Below are 22,710 nucleotides of genomic sequence, written 5' to 3' on the forward strand. Positions count from 1 at the left end.
CGCGGAAGCGACGGGGCCCCTCCCAAAAGGCGTCAGACGCCCAGGTCACCACCGAGGTAGGCGGCCCGCACCTGCGGGTCGTCCAGCAGCTCGGCACCGCGGGCGCTCTTGACCACTTCACCGGTCTCCAGCACGTACGCGCGGTCGGAGAGCTTCAGCGCCTGCTGCGCGTTCTGCTCCACCAGCAGGACCGTGGTCCCGCGCTTGTTGATCTCGCGGATGATGTCGAAGATCTGCGCGATCAGCATCGGCGCCAGGCCCATGGACGGCTCGTCGAGCAGCAGCACCTTGGGCTTGGTCATCAGCGCGCGGCCGATGGCGATCATCTGCTGCTCGCCACCGGACATCGTGCCGCCGAACTGGGTCTTGCGTTCGTTCAGCCGCGGGAACAGCTCGTAGACCTCGTCGAGGTCGGCCTTCAGGTCGTCCTTCCGGGTGTAGGCACCCATCAGGAGGTTCTCCTGCACCGTCATCCCGGGGAACACACCCCGGCCTTCCGGTGACTGGCCGATCCCGAGCTCGACCCGCTTGTGCCCCGGGGTCTTCGAGATGTCCTTGCCGTCGAAGAGGATCCGGCCGCTGGTCAGCGGACGCAGGCCCGAGATCGTCTTCAGCGTCGTGGTCTTGCCCGCGCCGTTGGCCCCGATGAGCGAAACGATCTCGCCCTCGCCGACCTCGATGCTCATTCCCTTGAGCGCGGCGATCTTCCCGTAGTGGACGTTGATGTCCTGAACCTCAAGAAGCATCTTCCGCCACCCCCAGGTAAGCCTCGATCACCTTTTGGTTGTTCTGCACCTCGTGGGGGAGCCCTTCTGCGATCTTCTGGCCGAAGTCGAGCACGGCCAGCCGGTCGGCGATCTGCATGACCAGGCCCATGTCGTGCTCGATGAGCAGCACGGTCCGGCCGTCGTCACGGATCTTGCGGATCAACTGCTGCAACGAGTTCTTCTCCGCCGGGTTCATGCCGGCGGCGGGCTCGTCGAGCAGCAGCAGCTTCGGGTCGGTCGCGAGCGCACGCGCGATCTCCAGCCGGCGCTGGTCGCCGTAGGAGAGGTTCTTCGCGGTGTTGTGCTCGACCCGTCCGATGCCGACGAAGTCCAGTAGTTCCCTCGCCAGTTCCCGGCCGCGCTTCTCTTCCTTGCGGTGCACGGGAAGACCCAGCGTCGCCGAAATCGCGCCGGTCTTGTGGTGCGAGTCCGCGCCGACCATCACGTTCTCGAGCGCCGACATGTTGTGGAACAGCCGGATGTTCTGGAACGTGCGGGCGATACCGGCCTGGTTGATCTTGAACCGCTTCATCCCGTCGACCTGCGAGCCGGCGAAACGGATCTGGCCTTCGGTCGGCCGGTAGACGCCGGTGACCACGTTGAAGACGGTGGTCTTCCCCGCGCCGTTCGGGCCGATCAGGGCGAAGATCTCACCCGCGTTGACGGTGAGGTTGACTTCCTTCAGGGCCGTGACGCCGCCGAAGCGCATCGTCACGTTGTCGAACTCGAGCAGTGCGCTCATTTCGTCACCTCCGACGAAGCCTCGGAATCCGGACCCGCGACTTCGGCGCCCATGGCACCCATCCCGCCCGTTCCTTCGTGTAGTTCCGCCTTGCGCTGCCGCGAAGGCAGCAGACCCTCCGGCCGCAGCGCCATCATCAGCACCAGCACGCCACCGAAGATCAGGATGCGGTACTCGGACAGGAACCGGAACCGCTCCGGGAGCCACGCGACCAGGAAGGCCCCGAGGATCACGCCGGGCAGGTTTCCCGCTCCACCCAGCACGACCGCCGCGAGGATGGTCGCCGACAGGATGAACGGGAAGTTGTTCGGTTCGATGAAGACGGCCTTGCTGGCGTAGACCACACCGGCCATCCCGCCGAGCATGGCGCCGATGGCGAACGCCAGCAGCTTGAACTTGAACGTCGGGACGCCCATCAGTTCGGCGGCGTCCTCGTCCTCGCGGATCGCGGCCCACGCGCGGCCGACGCGGCTGCGGTGCAGCCGGACCGAGAAGACGATCGCGACCACGATCGCCGCCAGGATCAGGTAGTAGTACGGCGCCGGGTCGAGCAGGAACTCGGTCCCGAAGATGGGCTCCGGGTGCGGGACGTTGGTGATACCGCGGGCGCCGCCGATGGCGTCGGTGTTCGTCGCGGTGATGCGGACGATCTCACCGAAACCGAGGGTCACGATGGCCAGGTAGTCACCGCGCAACCGGAGCGTCGGAGCACCGAGGATCACCCCCGACATCGCCGCCAGGAAGATGCCGAGCACGAGGCATCCCCAGAAACTCCAGCCGTATTGGGTGCCCATCACGGCGAGGGTGTAGGCGCCGATCGCGAAGAACGCGACGAAACCGAGGTCGAGCATGCCCGCGTGACCGACGACGATGTTCAGGCCGATCGCCAGCAGGATGTAGACCCCGACCGGGAAGATCAGGACGGTCGTCCAGTCCGAGTCCGGCGACATGAACGAGCCGATCGCCGGCGCGGGCAGGATCAGCGCGCCGATGATCAGGGCTATGTAGACGCCATAACGCTGCCAATGCGGAGCGCGGGCCCACCAGTCCCGAAGACCGTCGACGGGGTGAAACCCGGCGCGCGCGGGCGTTCCGTTTTCTGTAGACACTTCTTCGTCGCCCTTCATGCGCGTGCCCGCTGCAGCGATTCACCGAGGATGCCGGTGGGTCGGAACATCAGGACCAGCACCAGTACCACGAAGGCGGTGACGTCCTTCCATGCTGAACCGAAGAAGATGGAACTCCAGTTCTCCACCAGCCCGAGGACGATGCCACCGAGCAGAGCGCCGCGCAGGTTTCCGATACCTCCCAGCACGGCCGCGGTGAACGCCTTGATGCCGAGGAGGAAGCCGATGCGGTAATCGGTGTTCTCGTACTCCATGACGTACAGCGCGGCGGCGACACCCGCCATGGCGCCACCGAGCAGGAAGGTGAGCCGGACGATCTTGTCGATGCTGACACCCATCAGCACGGCGGCTTCGGGATCCTGTGCCGTGGCACGGATACCGCGGCCGATGCGGGTGCGGCTGACCAGCTGGTCGAGCACGACCATCATGATCACGGCACCGACGACGACGAACACGTGGTCCGTGCGCACGACGCCGTTGCCGATGTGGAACAGCGGGTCGTGCGGGATGAACCGCGGCGCGTTCTGTTGTACACGCCCGGACTTGTCCGTGATCCATTCGATGATCTCGAGGCCGAACAGTTCCTGCAGGAACAGCGAGGCGCCGATGGCGGAGATCAGGGCGGCCAGACGGGTCGCGCCCTTCTTGCGGAGCGGCCGATAGGCCACTTGCTCCAGCAGGACCGCCGCACCACCGGACACGGCGGCCGAAGCGATGATGATCAGCAGCAGGACGGCGATCATCCCGAACACGCCGAGCGTGATCGGGGCGGTGCCGCCCGCGATGGTGATCAGGATGAACAGGGACGTGACCGTCCCGATCATGAAGATTTCGGAATGTGCGAAGTTGATGAGCCGGAGCACGCCGTAGACCATTGTGTAGCCGAGGGCGATGAGGGCGTAGATGCTTCCGGCGACCAGTCCGCCGATGGTACTACCGAGGAACTGGGCTTGCAGATCTTGAAGCATGACGTGGATGCCTTACGGGACGGGGCGGATTCTTTCGCCACATTTGCGGGAAGCGGGGGTGCTGTGCACGCACAGCGCCCCCGCTTCCGTTAGGTGTTCCTACCTGCTCCGTCAGCCGTTGAGCTTGGCTTCGGTCGACACACCGAGGTTCTTGAGGACGCCGCCGGTGACCTGGTAGACGTTGATCGCGTCCGTGGACGGTTCGCCGTTCTCCTTGAACTTGATCTGCTTCGAGGCACCCTTGAAGTCGATCGTCTTGAGGGCCTCGTTGATCTTCTCCGAGGTGGTGTTGCCCGCCTTGACCGCGTTGATGATGGCGGTCGCGGCGTCGTAGCCCTCGCTCGAGTAGATCGCCGGGTCGACGTTGAACGCGGCCTTGTACTTGGTGCTGAACTCGTCGGTGGAACCGGCGTCCGGAATGTTGCAGGGGCAACCGACGACGGCCTTTTCGGCGGCCGCGGCACCCGCACCGCTGATCAGCTGGGCGTCGAGCGAACCGTCACCGGTGGCGAAGGTGGCGGTCACCTGGCTGTCACGCAGCTGCTTGAGCAGACGGCCACCCTGGGCGTAGTAGCCACCGAAGAGGATGATGTCCGGGTTCGCGGCCTTGACCTTCTGCACGGTCGAGGAGTAGTCCGACGCGTCCTTGGCGAACTTGTCGCGCTCGCTCGGGACGTTCTTTTCCTTCAAGGTCTTCTCGAAGTTGTCGGCAAGGCCGACACTGTATTCCTGGTCGTCCGAGATGATGTACGCCTTCTTGGGCGACTTCGCCGTGATGAGGAAGTTGGCGATGGCCGGGCCCTGGCTGGCGTCGCTCGCGACGACACGGTGCCAGTACTTCCAGCCGTTCGCGGAAAGGCCCGCGTTGGTGGCCGACGGCGAGACACTCGGGATCTTGTTCTGCTCCAGCTGACCGCCGATGGCCTTCGACTCACCGGAGAAGGCCGGGCCGATCAGCGCGGTGATCTTGTCCTGGCCGACGGCGGTCGCGATCAGCGACGTCGCCTGCTCGGGCTTGCCCTGGCTGTCGTACTCCTTCAGTTCCAGCTTGGTAGCCGGATTCGTCTTGTTGTACTCGTCGATAGCGAGCTTCGCGCCGTTGCGGGGCGGGATCACGATCCCGGAGTTCTCACCGGTGAGGTCACCCATGAACCCGATCTTCAGCGTGCTGCTGTCACCGCTGCCGGACGAGCTGCTGCCGCCAGCGCAGCCTGCCAGCGCAAGCGACGCAGCCGCCGCGACGGCGAAAACCCGTCCAAAACGCACTCCTGACACCGACTACCTCCCATGACCAACCAGCCGCCGGTAGGCGTTGCCCCCGACACAGGGGCTAGGTTAGGGACGGAAGATATCCCCCTCCGCCATGATCTGCCCAGACGCCCATCACTCTGTGTCCACATCGTGACGGTCGAAACCAGAACGAATTGCACGAAAAGGCGAATGTTGCCGGTTGACGAGTCTCCGCTGGTCACGCTGGGGATTCACCGCTACCACCTCGATCATGCTTGTGGGTAATGATCATGTTTCGGGCGCGTATCTTGCGCCCTTTCCCGTCGCCAAGGGCGTCCGTTCGTCGTAGCAATGCTGCCCCAAAGGGCGTCAACCGTGCCCTCTCTTCTCTTCCGCCATGACAACCGATGGTTGTCATCGAGGCCGGAACGGCTGTTGGATCAGCACCCTGACCTCGCGGTTAGCTGTTCCCAGAGCCGGAAAAGACCGAGAGGACCTGGGAGAATGACGATGAGCATCGAACTGGACGGGGCGATCGAAGGCGTGGCGGCGGGGGTCCCGTTCGTGGCACTGCCGCCGTCGGACAAGGAGCGCCCGGCGCCGTTGGTGCTCACCTGGCATCTGCTGGGCGCGCCGTTCAGCGAGGCGGCCATGGCGGCGGCGCTGCCGATGCGGGAACTGCACGCGTGGCGGGTGCACCTCGGGTTGCCGCTGACCGGGAAACGGTTCCCCGAAGGCGGTTTCGAGGGCTTCTTCCGCCTCGCGAGCGAGGACAACGTGCTCAACGTCGTCGAGCCGCTCACGAAGCAGGTCGAGGCGGAGTTCCCCGCAGCGGTGGCGGAACTGCGCTCACGGTTGTCCATTGAGGACGGTCCGGTCGGGCTGGTCGGCGGTTCGCAGGGCGGCGGGGTCGCGCTGCAGATGCTGACCCACACCGAGATCGAAGTGGCGGCGGCAGCCCTGGTGAACCCGGTGACCCAGCTGGCGCCGGTGATCGCCGCGAACGAGCGGGTCTACGACATCACCTATCCCTGGTCCGACCGGTCCCGCGCGGTCGCGAACGAGTACGACTACGTGCGCCGGGCCGGGGAACTGACCGCACCGGTGCTGCTCGTCATCGGCGGGGAGGACGACGTCTCGATCACGGAACCGGCCGAAGCACTGCACAAGGTGCTGGGGGAGCAGCGATCCGAACTCGTCACCATCCCGGGGATGGCGCACGAATTCGCCGAGGCGCCGGGGCTCGAACCCGCTCCGCAGACGGAACACGCGAAGCTGGTCGATGCCGAGCTCACGCGCTGGTTCGCCCGGCACCTAGCTGTCTGAGGTCGTCGTCGGGCAGCCACGACCGCTCGGGATCGTAGGCGCACCAACCCTCTTCGTGGCTGGTCCGGCCCGCGAGCGCCAGCAGGCGCCGCAGGGCCGGACCTTCGCCGCGCCGCCACACCACCGACCAGGGGAACAGCGGCGACGGCTCGAAGGGCAGGACCGCCAGGTTGAGGTCGGAGGCGAGGTCCATGTCGGCGCCGGCGAGGGTGACCCGCTGCTTGCCGTAGCGGGTCTGTTCCAGAGTGTGCCGGAGGTCGTAGCTGACTCCGGAGTCGTCGATCGGGACGTCGAATTCTTTGCATAGGCGTTGCAAATAAGAAAGCCACTCGATCGGACCGCCCAATTGCGGGATCCAGATGCCTTCGCTTCGGAGATCGGACAGTTTCAGCACTTCGTTGCCGGCCAGCGGATGTTCCGGAGCGAGAAGGGCGACCAGCGGCTCGAGCCGGACGAGCCGGTGTTCGAGTTCCGCGGGTACTTCGCGGCCGAGGTCAGCGACGCGGCCGAACGCGAGGTCGATCTCGCCGCGGACCAGCGGGTCGAGGGCGTTGGCCAGCCCGCGCCCGGCGATCCGTTCGACGGCGAGCGCGGGGTCGCGCTGGGCGATGCGCCGCAGCATGTACATCGGGGAGAGGCGCGGGTCGATGACGTCGAGGCGGGGTGGGCGGTCCTGGAGGCCCATCGCGGCGACGGCGGCGTCCGCCGCGCGGATCAGCTCGCGCGCGTGCGGAAGGAAACGGCCGCCGTCGGAGGTCAGCTCGACGGACCGGTTGGTGCGCCGGAAGAGCGGGACCGACAGTGCGTCCTCGAGCTTCCGGATCCGTTTCGACAGTGCCTGCTGGGTGAGGAACAGGGATTCTGCCGCGCGACCGAAATGGCCGTGGTCCGCGGTCGCGACGAACGCGCGCACCTGGGCCGTGTCGAGATCCACGCCTGCTCCTGCCCTGCTGGATGTCATGAAAGGGTCGTTCAGGACATCTTTCGTCCTGAACGACCCTTTCATGACACTTCGAGGGTCAGGCGCTCAGGCGCCTGGCGGACGTTCCCGCACCACGCAGGTCAGCCGCGCCGTGCAGGAGCGGCGCCCCTGGTCGTCGGTCAGCACGATCTCGGCGGTGACGGTCCCGCGTCCGACGTGCACCGGGGTCGCGACGCCGGTCACCCGCCCGGAACGGACCGCCCGGTGGTGGGTGCACGAGAGTTCGAGCCCCATCGTCGCCTTGTCGGTGCCGGCGTTGAGCGCGCAGACCATCGAGCCGAGCGCTTCGGCGACGACGGCGTTGGCCCCGCCGTGGAGGAGGCCGTAAGGCTGGAGGTTGCCCTCTACCGGGATGCTGCCCACGACGCGTTCGGGACCGAATTCGCTGATCTCGAGCCCGAGCTTGTCGTTGAGCTGCTGGCCGGCGAAGGCCGGGTCGATCCCGGCGAAGGATTCGAGGGCTTGTTCGGTCACGCAGAGCTCCTTAAACGACACGACAGGTAGGACTGTCAGACCCTCACCCTAGACTCGCTCCCGTGAGCCCGAGTGAGAACACGACCGTTGCCAACGCCACACCTGCCACCGCACAGGCCGAGCGGCCCAAGCTGCTGCTGATCGACGGCCATTCGATGGCGTATCGCGCGTTCTTCGCGCTGCCCGCGGAGAACTTCAAGACGAAGACCGGGCAGACGACGAACGCGGTGTTCGGGTTCACCTCGATGCTCATCAATCTGTTGCGCGACGAAGCGCCGACCCACCTCGCGGTGGCGTTCGACCTTTCCCGCAAGACGTTCCGCTCGGAGACGTTCAAGGAGTACAAGGCCAACCGCAGCGCCACCCCGGACGAGTTCAAGGGCCAGGTCGGGCTGGTCGAGGACGTGCTCAAGGTCCTCGGCATCCCCGCGCTGACCAAGGAGAACTACGAAGCCGACGACATCATCGCCACGCTCACGACACAGGCGACCGCCGAAGGCTTCGACGTCCTCATCTGTACGGGTGACCGTGACGCGCTCCAGCTGGTGACCGACCAGGTCACCGTGCTGTACCCGAAGCGCGGCGTGTCGGAGATGACCCGGTTCACCCCGGAGGCGGTCGAGGAGAAGTACGGCCTCACCCCGGCCCAGTACCCGGACTTCGCCGCGCTGCGTGGCGACCCCTCGGACAACCTGCCCAGCATCCCCGGCGTCGGCGAGAAGACGGCCGCGAAGTGGATCAGGCAGTTCGGCTCGTTCAACGAGCTGATCGACCGGGTCGACGAGGTCAAGGGCAAGGTCGGCGACGCGCTGCGCGAGCACCTCGGCGCCGTGATGCTGAACCGCCAGCTCACCGAACTGATCCGCGACGTCGAGCTGGAGCTCGGCCCGACAGGTCTCGAGCTGCGCCCCTGGGATCGCGAAGCCGTCCACGCGCTGTTCGACGAGCTCGAGTTCCGCGTCCTGCGTGACCGTCTCTTCGCCACCCTGCAAAGCGCCGAGCCCGAGGCCGAAGAAGGCTTCGAGGTCAGCGGCGCGAAGCTCGCTCCGGGCGCGCTCGCGGGCTGGCTTTCCGCGCACGCCGGGCAGGGCGAGCCGGTCGGCGTGGCGTTCCGCACCACCGGTGCCTCGGTCCGCTCGGACCTGCGGGCCATCAGCTTCGCGGCGCCGGACGGCGAAGGCGCGTATGTCGACGTCACCGAGATGGACGCCGAGGACGACAAGGCGCTCACCGCCTGGCTCGCCGACGAGAAGATCCAGAAGATCGGCCACGAGCTCAAGGTCCCGCTGCACGCCGTCCGCGCGCGCGGCTGGACGTTCGCCGGGCTCGTCATGGACACCGCGCTCGCGGCGTACCTGGTCCGGCCGGGGCAGCGCACCTTCGAGCTCGACGACCTGGCCCTGCGGTACCTGCACCGCGAGCTGCGTTCCGAGGCGGACACCGGCGACGGGCAGCTCTCCCTGCTCGACGGCGGCGGCGCCGAGGACCTGGAGCTGAAGGAGATCCAGGCCGAGCTGGTCAAGGCCCGCGCGGTCGCCGAACTGGCGGGCGCGCTGACCAAGGAGCTCGAGGAACTCGGCGGCGCGCAGCTGCTCGTCGAGCTGGAGCTGCCGCTGCTGCAGGTGATCACCGGACTCGAAGCCGCGGGGATCGCGGTCGACATCGAGCACCTGACGAATCTGGAATCCCACTACCTCGGCCGGGTCACGCAGGCCGCGGACGAGGCGTACGCGGTCATCGGCAAGCAGGTCAACCTCGGTTCGCCGAAGCAGCTGCAGGTGATCCTGTTCGACGAGCTCGGCATGCCGAAGACCAAGCGCACCAAGACCGGGTACACCACCGACGCCGAGGCGCTGCAGAGCCTGTTCGAGAAGACCGAGCACCCGTTCCTGCAGCACCTGCTGGAGCACCGGGACGCGACCCGGCTGCGCACCACGGTCGAGGGCCTGATCAAGGCGGTCGCCGACGACGGCCGCATCCACACCACGCTGCTGCAGACGATCGCGGCCACCGGGCGGCTCTCGTCGGTCGACCCGAACCTGCAGAACATCCCGATCCGCACCGAGGAAGGCCGCCGCATCCGCGACGCGTTCGTCGTCGGGGACGGGTACGCCGAGCTGATGACGGCGGACTACAGCCAGATCGAAATGCGGATCATGGCGCACCTCTCGCAGGATGAAGGGCTGATCCAGGCCTTCAACAGCGGTGAGGACCTGCACACGTTCGTGGCGTCGCGCGCGTTCTCGCTCCCGCCGGAGGAGATCACGCCGGAACTGCGGTTCCGGGTCAAGGCGATGTCGTACGGCCTGGCGTACGGGCTTTCGGCGTACGGGCTTTCGCAGCAGCTGCGGATTTCGACCGAGGACGCCAAAGAACAGATGGAAGCGTATTTCTCCCGTTTCGGCGGCGTGCGCGATTACCTCCATTCCGTCGTGGGCGACGCGGCGAAGGTCGGTTACACCGAAACGATCTTCGGTCGCCGCCGGTATCTGCCGGATCTCAACAGCGACAATCGCCAGCGCCGCGAAATGGCCGAGCGGATGGCGCTCAACGCGCCCATCCAGGGCAGCGCGGCCGACATCATCAAGGTCGCCATGCTCAACGTCCACAAGGCGCTGACCGAGGCGAAGCTGAAGAGCCGGGTTTTGCTGCAGGTCCACGACGAACTCGTCCTCGAGGTCGCCGAAGGCGAGCGCGAGGAGCTGGAAGCGTTGGTGCGCCAGGGAATGGGCTCGGCGTACGAACTGGCTGTCCCGCTTGAGGTCTCGGTCGGGTACGGGCGGTCCTGGAACGACGCCGCGCATTAGGCCTCGTGAGTGGTAATGACGGTTCTAACCGTCATTACCACTCACGATCGGTAGGGTCTCCCGGGTGACTTCCGAGCGCAGACGCTGGCGGGTGCGGCTGCGCGATCATCGTGGGCGGATCCTGGGCGCCGGGACCATGCTCGACAATGAGCATCTCCTCACCTGCGCTCATGTGATCGAAGGCCACGACGACGTCACGGTGGATTTCGTGGCGCTTCCCGGTGTGGAGCCCGGAATCGCCACGATCGTCGCGCGGGCGGACCCCATCGGCGACGACGGCGGGGACGTCGCGCTGCTCCGCCTGCGGCACCCCGAGGAACAGATCACCGGCGCCCCGCTCCACCGGACGGCTCTCGAAGACAATCAGTGCGTACGCGCGTACGGCTTCCCGTCCGGTTCGGACGGCATGTGGTCGCTGGCGACCGTCGTCGGCGACGGCGGGCACGGTCTCGAGCGCGTCCAGCTGCACCGGACCCCCGACGCCGAGCCGATCACCCACGGGTTCAGCGGTTCCGCGGTGATCGCCGACCGGACCGGGCACGTCGTCGGCATGGTCGCGACCCGGTACGCGACCGAGGCCGCCCGGGTCTCCTGGATGATCCCGGTCGAGACCATGCTCGGCTACCTGCCGGAACTGCGCCGCTGGGCCGAGGGCAGCCCGGCGATCGACCCGAGTTTCGTCCACTATCCCGAACCGCCGGTGATCGACGTGCTCTTCGCCCGTGAATTCGCCGGCTGGCTCGGCGGGCACGGCCGGTCGGACGTCCGGGTGATCATCATGGGCGCGGACGATTCCGCCGTCGCGGGCTCGTTGCGCCGCGCGATCGTCCTCGCCGACCGCGAACACGGCGCGGGGCGGAGCGCGTCCGGGCCGACGGTGCCGCCAGTGGGCAGTGTCGTCCTCGCCGTCGACGCGGTCGGCAAGACCGCCGACGAGGTCCGCCGCCGCATCTCCGAACGCCTGGACGTCGCCGCGGACTCGCCCGCCGGCCGTCACGGGACCGGCCGGACGGTCGTCGTCTACGGGATCGACGAGTCGGCCGACCCCGACGAACTCGTCGGCGAGGTGCTCCTGCCGCTGGCCCAGCGTGCGCACGAACTCGGCCTGCGGCTCGCGCTGGCCTTCCGGAAGGAAAGTTCGCCGGGGGTGAGCGTGGTCCGGTCGGGCACCGACATCCTGCCCGCCGGTGAGGATGACATCGAGGGCCGCCTCTCCGCACTGGAGACCCGGCTGGACGAACTCGCCCGGTTGGAGAAGGACAACCTGAGCGACGCGCCCCGGTTCTTCGACGCGCCGGAGGCCCCGGCCAGGGTGCGACGGCTGAAAGGCGCGTTGACGCAACTGCGTTCGGCGGAGCGGGACGGAGAACCCGAATGGGTGAAACGGCATCTGCCCGCCTGCGAGCGGACCGTGGCCAGGGCCGGGCAGCGGGCCCGCGACCTCCGCCGTCTCCTCGACGAGAACCTCGCCCGGCGCGCGGAACTCCGTGCCCGGCTCGACGCGTACGGCGAGATGGCCCGTAACAGCGGGCTCGTCGAGGACGTCGAACTGGACGCCGCCTACGCTCCCGCCTGGCGGAGGCTCTTCGAAGGACCGTGCGACCTCGGGGCCGCGGCGGCCGCCGTCGAGCGGTACGCGGACACCGTACGGAAACGGATCGACGGATGACGGCCTGCGAACAGGACGGTTGCTCGGGCAAGCTCGCCAAGACCGGCTTCTGCAAGGTCTGCGGGCTACTACCCGGAACGTCGGAAGAGCTCGTTCCACGGGAAAAGCCGACCCTGGTGATCCCCGGTCCCGGTGAAGCGCCGACCAGGATCACCAGCACGGTGGTCACCCGTTCTCTGCAGATGGCGGGCCACGCGACCGCGGATGACCGGGTCCCGCTACCGGTCGTCGAACTCCCCGCCATCGCCGGCCGCCTGCTGACCGAACCGCACGTCCCGGAGGAGGAACGGTTCTGCGGCAAGCACGGCTGCACCGGCACCCCGGTCGGCCGCTCGGTCGGCGGCGGGATCGCGCCCGCCGAGGGATTCTGCCCGGTCTGCCGGACACCGTTCTCCTTCTCGCCCAAGCTGGCGGCGGGCGACGTGGTAGACGGCCGCTATCACGTACTCGGGTGCGTCGCGCGCGGCGGACTCGGTTTCGTCTATCTCGCGACGGATTCCGGACTCGGCGGGATGCACGTCGCGCTCAAGGGCCTGATCAACACGAACGACACCGCCGCCGTGCGCATCGCGGAAACCGAGAGTCAGGTCCTCACCGCGCTGGAACATCCGAACATCGTCCGGATCCTCAACGTGGTCGGGCACGACGGTTTCCGCTACATCGTCATGGAATTCGTCGACGGTCTTTCCCTGCGGGAGATCAAGAACCGCGGCCGGGCCGGGCTGGATTCCAGCGAGGGACGCCTGCTCGTCGAGAACGTCGTGGCGTACGGCCGGGAGATCCTGACCGCGCTCGACTACTTGCACGGCGAGGGCCTGCTGTACTGCGACATGAAGCCGGACAACGTGATCCAGGGCGAGAAGCGGATCAAGGTCATCGATTTCGGTGCCATCCGGAAGATCTCGGACGACGAAAGCCCGGCCGTCGGAACCGAGCACTATCAGGTGACTCCACGAGAACGGGTGAAACAGGGGCTCACCGTCCGGTCCGACATCCACACCGTCGGCATGACGTTGCGGGAACTCTTCCAGGCCAGCGACGGCTGGTCGGTCACCCCCGATGCACGCGGCGTCCGGTTCGGCATCGAATCGTTCATCTGTGTCCTCGACCGCGCGACCGCTCCCTTCGAGCAGCGATTCGCGACCGCGCGCGAGATGCTCGTCCAGCTCGACGGTGTGCTCAGCGAGATTCTTTCCTTGCGGGACAGACTGTCCCGGCCCCCGGGATCGTCGTTGTTCACCGAAGGGGCGGTACTGCTCGACGCGGGACTCGGCCAGGCGCCACCACTGGAGCACTGGACACGGAGGACACGCGTCTCGCTCGGCGAACGACCGGCCGCCGCGGAGATCGCTGTCGGCCTGCCGCTGCCGCGTGAGGATCCGGAAGACCCGCAGGCTAACTTTCTCCGCGCGGTCCGTGCCCCTGACGCGGCGCGATTGCTGAAGAAACTCGACAAGGTGCCCGGTTCGGTCGAGGTCGAGTTCCGCCGGTGCCGAGCGCGCCTGGAACTCGGGGCGACCATCGAAGGCGCGTTGGCGGTGGCGGAGGCCGAACGCCTGCTCGGCGAGCGTGCCGCGCACGACTGGCGAGTGACATGGCACCGGGGTCTGATCGCGCTGGGCACGGGTGACTTCGCCGCGGCCAAGGAGAAATTCGCCGCCGTGTACCGCGACATCCCCGGTGAGGAACCGCCGAAACTCGCCTTGGGCCTCTGCGAGGAGCACCTCAACGGCGCGGCCGCCGCCGAGCGGTACTACGACGCCTTGTGGGCGCGGGACCGGTCCCAGGTCAGCGCGGCGTTCGGGCTCGCGCGGGTCCGGCTGCTGCGGGGCAACCGCGCCGCCGCCGTCGAAATCCTCGACCAGGTTCCGGAATTCTCGCGCTACGACGAGGCCGCGCGGATCGCCGGCGCGCGGGTGCTGTCCTCGCCGATGCCGGGGACCGGCGACCTCCCGTCGTCGGCCGAACTCGATGACGCGGTCGTCCGGCTGTCCGCTTTGGACCTCGACGGCGACAGCCTCGACAGGCTGGTGACGGCCGTGCGCGAGACCGCGCTGGCGGCGGTGCTCACCGGACAGGACGGGATCACCGACGGCGAGATCCTGCGGTCCACCGAGACGGGTGCCCGCACGCTCCTGGACAAGTCGTACCGGCGGCTCGCCCATCACGCGCCGGCGCCCGGACCGCACGACGTCCTGATCGATCTCGCCAACTCGGTGAGACCGGTGACGCTGGTGTGAAAAGGGAGCGAGCGATGAGTGGGGAGCCGACCCTCGGCCTCGAGGTGCACCAGAACAAGTTGCTGGCCGTGGGGGACCGGGCGATGACCGCGATCGTCCGGGTCGTCTCACGCGGCGGCGAAGCGACCGTCACCAGGACGGCCGCCGAGGTCCTGATGATCGACTGCTCCAGTTCGATGCGCTTCCCCAGCACCAAGATCGGCGAGGCCCGGCGAGCCGCCGCGGCCGCCATCGACGTCCTCCCCGATGGTGTTCGCTTCGCCGTCATCCAGGGGACCGACCGGGCGACGATGCTCTACCCGGCCGCGGACGGCCTGGTGACCGCTTCCGAACAGACCCGGGCGGAGGCACGCGCCGTGGTCGAGCACCTCGCGGCGGTCGGTGGCACCGCGATGGGGGCCTGGCTCGCCAAAGCGCGCGACCTCTTCGAAGGCGTCCCCGACGCCGTCCGTCACGCGATCCTCCTTACTGACGGCCGCAACGATTCGCAGACCAGGGCCGACCTGATGAGCGTGCTGAACAGTTGCGAGGGCCGGTTCGTCTGCGACGCCAGGGGAATCGGCGACGGCTGGGAGCCAGCCGAACTCACCCAGATCGGCCGGGTGCTGCGCGGGAACGTCGACTCCGTCGTCGAGGACGCCAGGCTCACCGAGGACTTCCGGCGCCTCGTCGAGAACGCGATGACGAAGGTGCTGCCCGAGGTCCGGCTGCGCGTCGGCACCATGCCGTTCAGCAGGCTGCGGTCGGTCAAGCAGGTGTTCCCGGACGAGTACGATCTCACCGACCGGTGCCAGGAGATCGCCGTCCGCGAGGTGGAGCTCTCGCTCGGTTCGTTCGCGAGCGACGAGACGCGGGACTACCAGCTGATCCTGGACCTCGATCCCGATCTCGAACCCAGCCACGGACAGGACCGTCAGCTGGCGTGGACCGAACTCGTGCCCGTTCCCGGGGCCACGACGGAGGAGGACGCGCTGGCCATCGCGGGGCGGTGGACACACGACCCGATCCCACCGACGCTGATTCACCCGATGGTCTCGAAGTACGCCGCGCAGGCCGATCTCGGCGAGGCGTTGACCGCCGGCGGCGACGCCTACGCGGCTGGTGACCGGGACGGGGCCGAACGGGAGTGGGGCCGGGCGGCCGCCTTGGCCGGCGCCGCGGGTGACGAGGAGACGCTCGGCCGCCTCGCGGGAGTCGTGGAGATCGTCGACGTGGAGAAGGGCGTCGTGCGCCTGCGCCCGGACGCGACCCGCAGCCACGCGTTGCACGTCGTCATCCCCTCGAGGGTTTCGGAAATCGCTCCTCGGCAGGAAGATCAGCCGATGCTCGAACCCGATGGCGCGCCGCCGGTCGCCTGTCCCGTCTGTCCCGCGCTGTCTCCCGCCGGGGCGAACTTCTGCGTCGGCTGTGGAAGACCGTTCGACGGGGCGGATTCGTGACGGCGACCCGGGTGCGGCTGGTCCGGCTCCGCACCGCCCTGCTGGCGCTCACCCTCGCGGTGCTGGTGCTCTCACTGTGGGCGTTCCACAGTGTCCAGAGCACCGCGGAGACCGTCCGCGACCGGACGTCGCAGGCGGTGCTCGAAGTGACCGCCGCGCGGGCCGCGCTGGTGGCCGCCGACGCCGCCGCGATCACCAGTTTCGCCTCCGGTGAGGCGAAACTCGTCGGGCCGGGCCAGGAGTACGCGAACCAGTTGGCTCTGGCGAGCCAGAGCCTCGCGCGGGTCGCGGAGTTCAACCAGGCGGGCGAGTCCGGCGGCAACGCGTTACAAGTGGTGGAAAGCCAGGTCGCGGCCTACTCGGGGTCCATCGGGCAGGCCGACGTGCACATCCGCCAGCCGGACGCTCCTGTGCTGGGTGCGGTCGACCTCTGGACCGCCTCACGGCTCCTGCACGCCCCTGGCGGAGCCCTTGACGAGCTGGAATCGTTGCAGGCCGGGCAACGTGAGGCGCTGAACCGGCAGCTGTCGTCCACCGGGGTGAGTCTCGCGACGCTCCCACTGTGGCTTCTGCCCGTCCTCGCCCTCCTGGTGCTGCTGGTTCTCACCCAGCTGTATCTGAAGAAGCGCTTTCGCCGCGTGGCGAACCTCCCGCTGCTCGCGGCGACCGTGCTGGTCGCCGCCGTCGGGGTGGCCTTGGTGTTCACCCTGGTCAGCCGCGACCGGCTGGACTCGGTCGGGGAGCGGCTCGACGGCGTCGCCGCGGCCCGGGGCGCGCAGATCCAGGCGGCCGACGACGCGGGCCAGCGACGGCTCGCCGACCTGCTGACCGAGTACTGCGACGAGGAGCAGGGATGCGGTGTGACCGCCGACGAATTCCGGGCGAGGGCACGACAGACCTCCACGGTGGCGACCGGCAACACCCCGGTGGCCACGGCGGGGGTGAAGGCCGTGGCAGCCGACGCCGTCGGTGCGGCCGAATCCGGCGGAAGGGAGTTCCTGATCCCGGCGGGCACCCTGCTCGCGGGCGGACTCATCCTGCTCGGACTGCACGCCCGTATCGAGGAATACCGGTACCGCCCGTGAACCGGCTGCTGGCGTTGCTGATGACGTTGTCGCTGGCCGTGGGCGGTTGTTCAGTGTCAGCGGACGGCGGAACGGTCGTTTTGCTCGGGCCGTGGACCGGGGACGAGGCGAACGCGTTCCGGCAGGTGCTAGACGCCTTCACCGCCGACACCGGGATCAAGCACCTCTATCAGGGCACTCGCGCCGCCGATCAGGTGCTCGCCGCGGACGTCCAGCGTGGTACGCCGCCGGACGTCGCCGTCCTGTCCAGCGCCGGAGTGCTGGCGAAATACCAGAAGACGGGAGATCTGCTGCCCCTCGCCGACGACCTCTCCGCGACAATGGCGGGTTCTTTCAGCCCGCAATGGGTCGCCCTGCAGAAGATCGGCACCGACAAGCTGTACACGGTCACCGTGAAGGCCGATCTCAAGAGCGTGATCTGGTACAACCCGGCCAGGCTGACCGGGATCCGCCCGACGACGTTCGACGGTCTCCGCACGTACTCCGCCGGGCTGACGGCCGCGGGCGGCACGCCGTGGTGTGTCGGGATGGGCGCCCCACCCACCTCGGGCTGGCCGGGAACCGACTGGATCGAGGACATCCTGCTGCATTCGGCGGGGCCGGAGAAGTACTGGCGGTGGGCGTCCGGGAGTCTGAAGTGGACATCACCGGAGGTCAAACAAGCATGGCTGGACTGGGGTTCTCTGCTCGAGCCCGCCGGGATCCGCGGCGGCACCGCGGCCGCGCTGCTGACCGACTTCGGTGACGCGGGCAAACCGATGTTCACCGAGCCGCCGGGCTGTGTGCTCGAACACCAGCCGTCGTTCATCGTGAGCCGGTATCAGAATTTCAAGCGGGCTGACGGCACGTCGCCGAGACCGGGCCTCGATTTCGATTTCCTCGACTTCCCGGGGCGCGACGTCTCGGAGGTCGCCGCCGACCTCGCCGGGATGTTCCGGGACACCCCACAGTCGCGGAAGCTGATCGAATATCTGGCTTCGGAAAAAGCCCAGCGGATCTGGCCGTCCATTTCCCGCGCGAACGCGTTCTCCGCCAATCGGAAGCTCGGCCTCGACGTTTATCCGGACCAGGTGAGCAGGAGGATCGCGGACACGATCACCTCGGCTCCAGCCTTGTGTTTCGACGCCTCCGACCTGATGCCGCCGACGATGACCGGCGCGTTCTACCGCGCCGTCCTGGAATACCTGAGCAACCGGGACCGGCTGGACATCCTGTTGAAGCAGCTCGACGACGTCCAGAAGAGCATCCAGCCCGGCGAGTGGTTGAAGATCCAATGTGGACAGTGAAGGAGTACCGGTGAACGACCTGGCGCGGTTCCCGCTCGAAGGCGGCGGTTCGGTGGTCGTCGAGATCGACCCGGTCCCCGGCACCTCCCGGGTCTCCCGGCGTGACGACCTGGTCGAGGACGCCAAAGGCTCGTTCGAGGCGGCGCTGGCGAACGTGAAGGACGCGGCCGCGGCGGCACTCGACACCTTCCGGTCGATGACGAGGGGACCGGACGAGGTCGAGCTCAAATTCGGCGTCAAGCTGACCGCGCAGGCGGGCGCCGTGATCGCGAAAACGGGGCTGGAAGGGAACTTCGAGGTCAAGCTGAAGTGGGTCCGGGACCCGGAGACCCGCTAGCGGCCGAGGCCCCGGATCAGCACCATCACCGATTCCCGGACATCGGCCCGTGTCCGCTTCGGCTGGAACACCTGCCAGTCCAGCGCGACCACCAGCATCGTGCCGAACAACCCGGCCGCGGCCGTCTGGATCTGGACGCCGTCGGGCAGCCGCCCGGCGGCGTCCAGCCGGTGGAGTTGATCGCGCACGATCGAGATGATCTCCTCGCGCAGCAACGTCAGCGTCTCGTGCCACGTGCCGGGCGTCCGCCACATCTCGCTCACCAGGATTTGCGAAAAACCGGGGTATTCGGCGATGAACTCCAGCGCACCGTCCACTTGGGACTCGATGACGTCCATCGGGTCGCCGTCGCCGGTGGCCGCGCGCAGGCGGTCCGCGAGCACCCCGACGCCGTAGCGCAGCAGTGCGTCGACGAGACCGTCTTTGCTGCCGAAGTTGTAGTAGACGGTGCCCTTGGCGACCTTCGCCTCGGCCGCGATGTCGTCCACCGTCAGCCCGACGAGGCCGCGGCTGGCGGACAGCCGCAGCGTCGCCTCGAACAACTTCTGCTTCGTCGCCTCACCCCGGGTGGTCACAACGCCAGCTCGGGTTTCAGCGCCGAAACCGTCCAGGTGCGCCGTTTCCGCGCGGCCAGCGTCGAAACCAGGATCGCGCCGACGAGGTACGCGACCAGGACACCGATGTCACCGAGGATCTTCATCGACGCGCCACTGTAGAGCAGGTGCCGGAACCCGTCGATCGCGTAACCCATCGGCAGCACGATGTGCAACGGGTACAGCGCGTCCGGGATCGTCTGCCACGGGAACGTGCCGCCCGCGCTGACCAGCTGCAGCACCAGCAGCACCAGGCCGAGGAACTTCCCGACGGCGCCGAAGAAGGCGTTGAGCGCGTGCACCACGGCGGTGAAGGTGAGCGACACCAGCACGGCGAACCCGATCGCGCCCAGCGGATGCGCGACGTCGATGCCGACCAGCCAGGTCACCGCGCCGAACAGCACGATCACCTGCGCGATCCCCAGCAGGGCCGAGGCGAGCCAGCCGCCGAGCGCGACCTTGAACGGTGACGCGCCCGCGGTTAGCGCGCGGGTGGAAAGCGGGCGCAGCAACAGGAACAGCACGAACGCGCCGATCCAGGTGGCGAGCGAGATGAAGAACGGGGCGAGGCCCGCGCCGTAGGTCCCGGCCGAGGCGACGCCGGACGAGCTGACCGCGACCGGGTCGGCGATCGTGTTGGCGGTGGCCGCGCGAGTGGGGTCGTCGGGGTTCGGGATCTCCTTGAGCCCGGCGGCGAGGCCGTCACGCAGCTGGACCGCGCCGTCGGCGAGCTGGTTCGTGCCGGTGACCGCGGACTTCTCGCCGTCGTTCAGCTTCGCCGCGCCGTCACGGATCTGGTTCGACGCGTCGGCCGCCTGTGCGATCCCGCTGGTGAGCTGCGGCGTCGCCGAGGCCAGCTGGTGCGCGCCGTCGGACACCTGGCGCGCGCCGGACGCGAGCTGGGTGACCTGGCTGTTCGCGCTCTGGATCTTCGTGTTCGCCTGGTCGACGGGCGACCGGAGGGTGTCGAGGCGGCTCAGGATCTCCTGGACCTTCGCCTCCGGGATCTCGGCGTTCCGCAGGTCCTGCGCGAGCTGGGTGCGGTAGCCGTCGAGCTTGGTCTGGATGTCCCCGGACGCCGTCGCCGCGAGCGAGGCCGCGTCGGCGACCTTCTGGTTCCCGTCGGCGACCTGACCGGCGCCGTCGGCGAGTTTCTGCGTCTGGGCGGGCAGCTGGGCGGTACTGGATTTCAGGGTGCCGAGCCCGGTCGCGAGCTGGGAGCTGCCGGAGGCGAGCTGGGACGCGCCGTCGGCGAGCTGCTGCTGGCCCGATTTGAGCTTGCCCGCGCCGTCGGCGAGCTGCGAGGCGCCCGTCGACGCCTCCTGGATCTTGCCGTAGATCGTGGAGAAGCCGACCAGGAACTTGTCGGCCGCCTCGCTGCCGACCTTTTCCGCGATCGTCTTGCGGACCTGTTCGGCCACCTGTTTCGCGATGGTGCCCGACAGATAGTTGTTGGCGTCGTTCGTGGTCAGCGTGATCGTCGCCTGCTGGGGCTGGAAGTTGCCCGAGGACAGCAGCGCCGTGGAGAAGTCGCGCGGGATGCCGATGGCGAACGAGTAGGTGTCGTCGCGGACGCCCTTGGCGGCCTCCTCCGGGGAGACCTCGTGCCACTGGAACGTGCCGGACTTGACCAGCTCGTCGGTGACTTCGCGGCCGACGTTGCGTTCCGCTCCGGCCGAGTCCTTCGCACCGGCGTCGGAGGTGAAGACGGCGGCGGGCAGCTTGTCGAGGCGCGAGTACGGGTCGAAGTTCGCGTAGAGGTAGAAGGACGCGTAGAGCAGCGGCACCAGGACGAGCGCGGCCATGGCGAGCTTCGGCAGGGTGCCGCTGCTCAGCCGGCGCAGCTCGTTGGCGGCGATCCGGACGGGGTTCATTCCTGGTCTCCTGAAGTCTTTTCAGTCTCTTCGGTTTCGTCCGGCTCCGCCTCTGGTTCGAGAGGCGCGCAGCGCACGGGGTCGGGCTGCTCGAGGGCGCCGCAGAGGGCGGGCGTCTCCGGCAGGGCCGAAACCGGGGTGGTGGCGGTCAGCACGATGACGGCGAGGCCGCGTTCGGCGTGCTCGCGGGCGAGCCGGGCCCAGCTGTCGACGTCGCTGGTGTGCCTGTCGGGGGTGTCGAGCACGAGGACACCGACGTCCTTGCGGCCCGCGGCGAGCGCGGTGAGCAGCCGGGTGCGCGTCACCGCGGCGATGTTTTCGAAGCGGGTGGTGGCGAACGCGGCGGCGTCGTGCTCGGCCAGCCAGCTCGCGACGGCGGCCTTGTTCGACGGCCGCTTCGCCAGTTCGAGTTCCTCCCCGACGACGACCTGCAGCGACAGCGCGCCGTCCGGCTCGCTCACGCCGGGCGCGTCGACGACCGCCACGACCTTGTGCGGGTCGCCGCCCTCGACGGTCACCGTCCCGGTGGCGGGCTTCAATCTGCCTGCCAGCGCCAGCCCGAAGGCCGTGACGCCCACTCCTGGCTCGCCGTGCACGATCGCCAGCTCACCACCCGAAACGGTGAGTGAAGTAGGCGACAGCAACGTGCCGTGGGGTCCGGTGACGGACACCCTGTCGGCTTGAACCCGCACGAAGAACTCCCAGGTCGGTGACTCGCGGAACTTTTGAACTGACTGGTCAGTTCAAAAGTTAGCCCTGACCTGGGAGGTGCACAACCGTGCGGGGCCCACGTCACACGCAAGGGTGACGAAACCACCGCAAACCGGACGGTTATCGCAGGGCCGAAGCGGGGTGGACCTCCCAGGACGTCCACAGTGGACGATAACCCTGCCGGTGCCAGAACACCGAAGAAAGCGGGTTGGTCGGGTTGTAGTAGAGGTAGGTGCCGTCCGCGCCGTCGGCGGAGAACTCTGTGTGCACCACGGACATCAAGGTCCGCCCGAGTCCGTTCCCGCGCAGGCCGGGCACGGTGACGACGTTGTTGACGTAGCCCCAGCGGCCGTAGGGGAGGAGTTCCGCCTCGGCCGACCCCGGTGACGACGTGATCCAGGCGGCGTGCGCGAACGCGACGGTCGCCCCCTCCCGCTCGGCGAGCCACAGCAGCGGGGTGTCCTTGCCGAGGGCCCGTTCCAGGGCCGGGGCGAGCAGTTCGGCGGCGTTCGAGCGCTGCCGGGTGGCGACCTGGCCGATGTAGTCGTGCGTCGACACGGCCATCGCGAGCACTTCCTCGAAGTCCTCCGTCCGTGCCCGGCGGATGGCCACCCTGTCGTCGGCCGCGGCGTCGGGATGGCAGCCGGTGCGTACGGCGAGCGCGGACATCGGCACCAGCCCGTGGTCGAGGAAGGCGCGGATCGCCTCGGCGTCCCGGCTCGGCCAATTGACCACGCAGGACGAATCCTCACCGGGGGATTCGGCGTCCATCCACGTCCGCCACGCGCGCAGCAGCACGTCCATGCCCTCGGTACCGGTGTTCCCGATGAACGGGAACAGCTGGCGCACGTCGGCGGCGGACCAGAGCAGGGGGATGTCGTCCGGGCCGTGCAGCTGCCGCTGGACCACGCCGGTGACCTGGACACCCGCCGCCGTGGCGGCGTCCACCCGCTCGCCGGCGATCGGGGCGGGGGCGGCTTCGGGCAGCAGCCGGTCGACCACCGCGAACCGTGCCCGGTGCGCGTCGAACAGCGTCTTTTCGATTTCCATCCC

The 22,710-nt window shown here is 68.3% G+C and carries 19 protein-coding genes; 8 read left to right on the forward strand and 11 right to left on the reverse strand.

Going from position 1 to position 22,710, the window contains the following annotated elements; genetic code table 11:
• Nucleotides 1–32: 32 nt before the first annotated feature.
• From ACZ5IK_RS29585 to ACZ5IK_RS29605, 5 genes are all read right to left on the reverse strand, one after another.
• A complete protein-coding gene (locus ACZ5IK_RS29585; protein WP_016335497.1) occupies nucleotides 33–746 on the reverse strand; it encodes an ABC transporter ATP-binding protein in 714 nt (237 codons plus the stop codon).
• Nucleotides 736–1,509, reverse strand: a complete 774-nt coding sequence (locus ACZ5IK_RS29590; RefSeq protein ID WP_465490697.1) for an ABC transporter ATP-binding protein — start codon at nucleotides 1,507–1,509, stop codon at nucleotides 736–738. The genes ACZ5IK_RS29585 and ACZ5IK_RS29590 overlap by 11 nt, the downstream gene beginning before the upstream one ends.
• Nucleotides 1,506–2,636, reverse strand: coding sequence for a branched-chain amino acid ABC transporter permease (locus ACZ5IK_RS29595; RefSeq protein ID WP_465490698.1), 1,131 nt, complete (start codon nucleotides 2,634–2,636; stop codon nucleotides 1,506–1,508). Before ACZ5IK_RS29595 ends, ACZ5IK_RS29590 begins: the two co-directional genes overlap by 4 nt.
• A complete protein-coding gene (locus tag ACZ5IK_RS29600; protein WP_410599219.1) occupies nucleotides 2,633–3,604 on the reverse strand; it encodes a branched-chain amino acid ABC transporter permease in 972 nt (323 codons plus the stop codon). Before ACZ5IK_RS29600 ends, ACZ5IK_RS29595 begins: the two co-directional genes overlap by 4 nt.
• Nucleotides 3,605–3,715: 111 nt before the next feature.
• Nucleotides 3,716–4,870 carry a branched-chain amino acid ABC transporter substrate-binding protein gene (locus tag ACZ5IK_RS29605; RefSeq protein ID WP_410599218.1) on the reverse strand — a complete coding sequence of 385 codons (1,155 nt, stop codon included), beginning with the start codon at nucleotides 4,868–4,870 and terminating at the stop codon, nucleotides 3,716–3,718.
• Between the two features lie 468 nt (nucleotides 4,871–5,338).
• On the opposite strand from ACZ5IK_RS29605, the gene ACZ5IK_RS29610 reads away from it, so the two are divergent.
• Complete coding sequence (locus tag ACZ5IK_RS29610; protein ID WP_465490699.1) at nucleotides 5,339–6,160, forward strand: alpha/beta fold hydrolase; 822 nt, start codon at nucleotides 5,339–5,341, stop codon at nucleotides 6,158–6,160.
• On the opposite strand, the gene ACZ5IK_RS29615 is transcribed toward ACZ5IK_RS29610, so the two are convergent.
• Together ACZ5IK_RS29615 and ACZ5IK_RS29620 are read right to left on the reverse strand one after the other, a co-directional pair.
• Nucleotides 6,126–7,094 carry a LysR family transcriptional regulator gene (locus ACZ5IK_RS29615; protein ID WP_465490700.1) on the reverse strand — a complete coding sequence of 323 codons (969 nt, stop codon included), beginning with the start codon at nucleotides 7,092–7,094 and terminating at the stop codon, nucleotides 6,126–6,128. The two genes, ACZ5IK_RS29610 and ACZ5IK_RS29615, sit on opposite strands and share 35 nt — an antisense overlap.
• A gap of 93 nt (nucleotides 7,095–7,187) precedes the next feature.
• Nucleotides 7,188–7,616 carry a PaaI family thioesterase gene (locus ACZ5IK_RS29620; protein WP_038511292.1) on the reverse strand — a complete coding sequence of 143 codons (429 nt, stop codon included), beginning with the start codon at nucleotides 7,614–7,616 and terminating at the stop codon, nucleotides 7,188–7,190.
• Between the two features lie 62 nt (nucleotides 7,617–7,678).
• On the opposite strand from ACZ5IK_RS29620, the gene polA reads away from it, so the two are divergent.
• The 7 genes from polA to ACZ5IK_RS29655 all read left to right on the forward strand — a co-directional run bounded on the left by polA (nucleotide 7,679) and on the right by ACZ5IK_RS29655 (nucleotide 18,479).
• Entirely contained in the window at nucleotides 7,679–10,423 is a 2,745-nt protein-coding gene (polA, locus tag ACZ5IK_RS29625) for a DNA polymerase I (protein WP_465490701.1), read from the forward strand.
• Between the two features lie 64 nt (nucleotides 10,424–10,487).
• Nucleotides 10,488–12,092, forward strand: a complete 1,605-nt coding sequence (locus ACZ5IK_RS29630; protein WP_465490702.1) for a S1 family peptidase — start codon at nucleotides 10,488–10,490, stop codon at nucleotides 12,090–12,092.
• Complete coding sequence (locus ACZ5IK_RS29635) at nucleotides 12,089–14,332, forward strand: tetratricopeptide repeat protein (protein ID WP_465490703.1); 2,244 nt, start codon at nucleotides 12,089–12,091, stop codon at nucleotides 14,330–14,332. Before ACZ5IK_RS29630 ends, ACZ5IK_RS29635 begins: the two co-directional genes overlap by 4 nt.
• 14 nt (nucleotides 14,333–14,346) lie before the next feature.
• On the forward strand, nucleotides 14,347–15,771 hold the full coding sequence (locus ACZ5IK_RS29640; protein WP_465490704.1) for a VWA domain-containing protein: 1,425 nt from the start codon (nucleotides 14,347–14,349) through the stop codon (nucleotides 15,769–15,771).
• A complete protein-coding gene (locus tag ACZ5IK_RS29645) occupies nucleotides 15,768–16,856 on the forward strand; it encodes a hypothetical protein (RefSeq protein ID WP_465490705.1) in 1,089 nt (362 codons plus the stop codon). The genes ACZ5IK_RS29640 and ACZ5IK_RS29645 overlap by 4 nt, the downstream gene beginning before the upstream one ends.
• Nucleotides 16,853–18,142, forward strand: coding sequence for an ABC transporter substrate-binding protein (locus ACZ5IK_RS29650; RefSeq protein WP_465490706.1), 1,290 nt, complete (start codon nucleotides 16,853–16,855; stop codon nucleotides 18,140–18,142). Before ACZ5IK_RS29645 ends, ACZ5IK_RS29650 begins: the two co-directional genes overlap by 4 nt.
• A gap of 10 nt (nucleotides 18,143–18,152) precedes the next feature.
• Nucleotides 18,153–18,479: a CU044_2847 family protein gene (locus ACZ5IK_RS29655; RefSeq protein WP_101613301.1), complete on the forward strand. Its 327-nt coding sequence runs from the start codon at nucleotides 18,153–18,155 to the stop codon at nucleotides 18,477–18,479.
• Here ACZ5IK_RS29655 and ACZ5IK_RS29660 read toward each other — a convergent pair.
• The 4 genes from ACZ5IK_RS29660 to ACZ5IK_RS29675 form a co-directional block, all read right to left on the reverse strand.
• Complete coding sequence (locus ACZ5IK_RS29660) at nucleotides 18,476–19,054, reverse strand: TetR/AcrR family transcriptional regulator (protein ID WP_465490707.1); 579 nt, start codon at nucleotides 19,052–19,054, stop codon at nucleotides 18,476–18,478. The genes ACZ5IK_RS29655 and ACZ5IK_RS29660 overlap by 4 nt on opposite strands.
• Nucleotides 19,051–20,946, reverse strand: a complete 1,896-nt coding sequence (locus tag ACZ5IK_RS29665) for a YhgE/Pip family protein (RefSeq protein WP_465490708.1) — start codon at nucleotides 20,944–20,946, stop codon at nucleotides 19,051–19,053. Before ACZ5IK_RS29665 ends, ACZ5IK_RS29660 begins: the two co-directional genes overlap by 4 nt.
• Nucleotides 20,943–21,638 (reverse strand): ATP-binding cassette domain-containing protein, encoded by a 696-nt coding sequence (locus tag ACZ5IK_RS29670; protein WP_465490709.1) that lies wholly within the window; start codon nucleotides 21,636–21,638, stop codon nucleotides 20,943–20,945. The genes ACZ5IK_RS29665 and ACZ5IK_RS29670 overlap by 4 nt, the downstream gene beginning before the upstream one ends.
• Before the next feature lie 139 nt (nucleotides 21,639–21,777).
• The gene (locus tag ACZ5IK_RS29675) at nucleotides 21,778–22,707 is read right to left on the reverse strand and encodes a GNAT family N-acetyltransferase (RefSeq protein ID WP_465490710.1); all 930 of its coding nucleotides are present in this window, start codon (nucleotides 22,705–22,707) and stop codon (nucleotides 21,778–21,780) included.
• Nucleotides 22,708–22,710: the final 3 nt, after the last annotated feature.

The sequence above is a fragment of the Amycolatopsis sp. NPDC031561 genome (assembly GCF_055580625.1).

What these genes read in the sequence shown, in the direction of transcription:
- ACZ5IK_RS29585 (WP_016335497.1), bottom strand. Translation starts at nt 746, where the DNA reads ATGCTTCTTGAGGTTCAGGACATCAACGTCCACTACGGGAAGATCGCC.
- ACZ5IK_RS29590 (WP_465490697.1), bottom strand. Translation starts at nt 1,509, where the DNA reads ATGAGCGCACTGCTCGAGTTCGACAACGTGACGATGCGCTTCGGCGGC.
- ACZ5IK_RS29595 (WP_465490698.1), bottom strand. Translation starts at nt 2,636, where the DNA reads ATGAAGGGCGACGAAGAAGTGTCTACAGAAAACGGAACGCCCGCGCGC.
- ACZ5IK_RS29600 (WP_410599219.1), bottom strand. Translation starts at nt 3,604, where the DNA reads ATGCTTCAAGATCTGCAAGCCCAGTTCCTCGGTAGTACCATCGGCGGA.
- ACZ5IK_RS29610 (WP_465490699.1), top strand. Translation starts at nt 5,339, where the DNA reads ATGACGATGAGCATCGAACTGGACGGGGCGATCGAAGGCGTGGCGGCG.
- ACZ5IK_RS29635 (WP_465490703.1), top strand. Translation starts at nt 12,089, where the DNA reads ATGACGGCCTGCGAACAGGACGGTTGCTCGGGCAAGCTCGCCAAGACC.
- ACZ5IK_RS29640 (WP_465490704.1), top strand. Translation starts at nt 14,347, where the DNA reads ATGAGTGGGGAGCCGACCCTCGGCCTCGAGGTGCACCAGAACAAGTTG.
- ACZ5IK_RS29665 (WP_465490708.1), bottom strand. Translation starts at nt 20,946, where the DNA reads ATGAACCCCGTCCGGATCGCCGCCAACGAGCTGCGCCGGCTGAGCAGC.
- ACZ5IK_RS29675 (WP_465490710.1), bottom strand. Translation starts at nt 22,707, where the DNA reads ATGGAAATCGAAAAGACGCTGTTCGACGCGCACCGGGCACGGTTCGCG.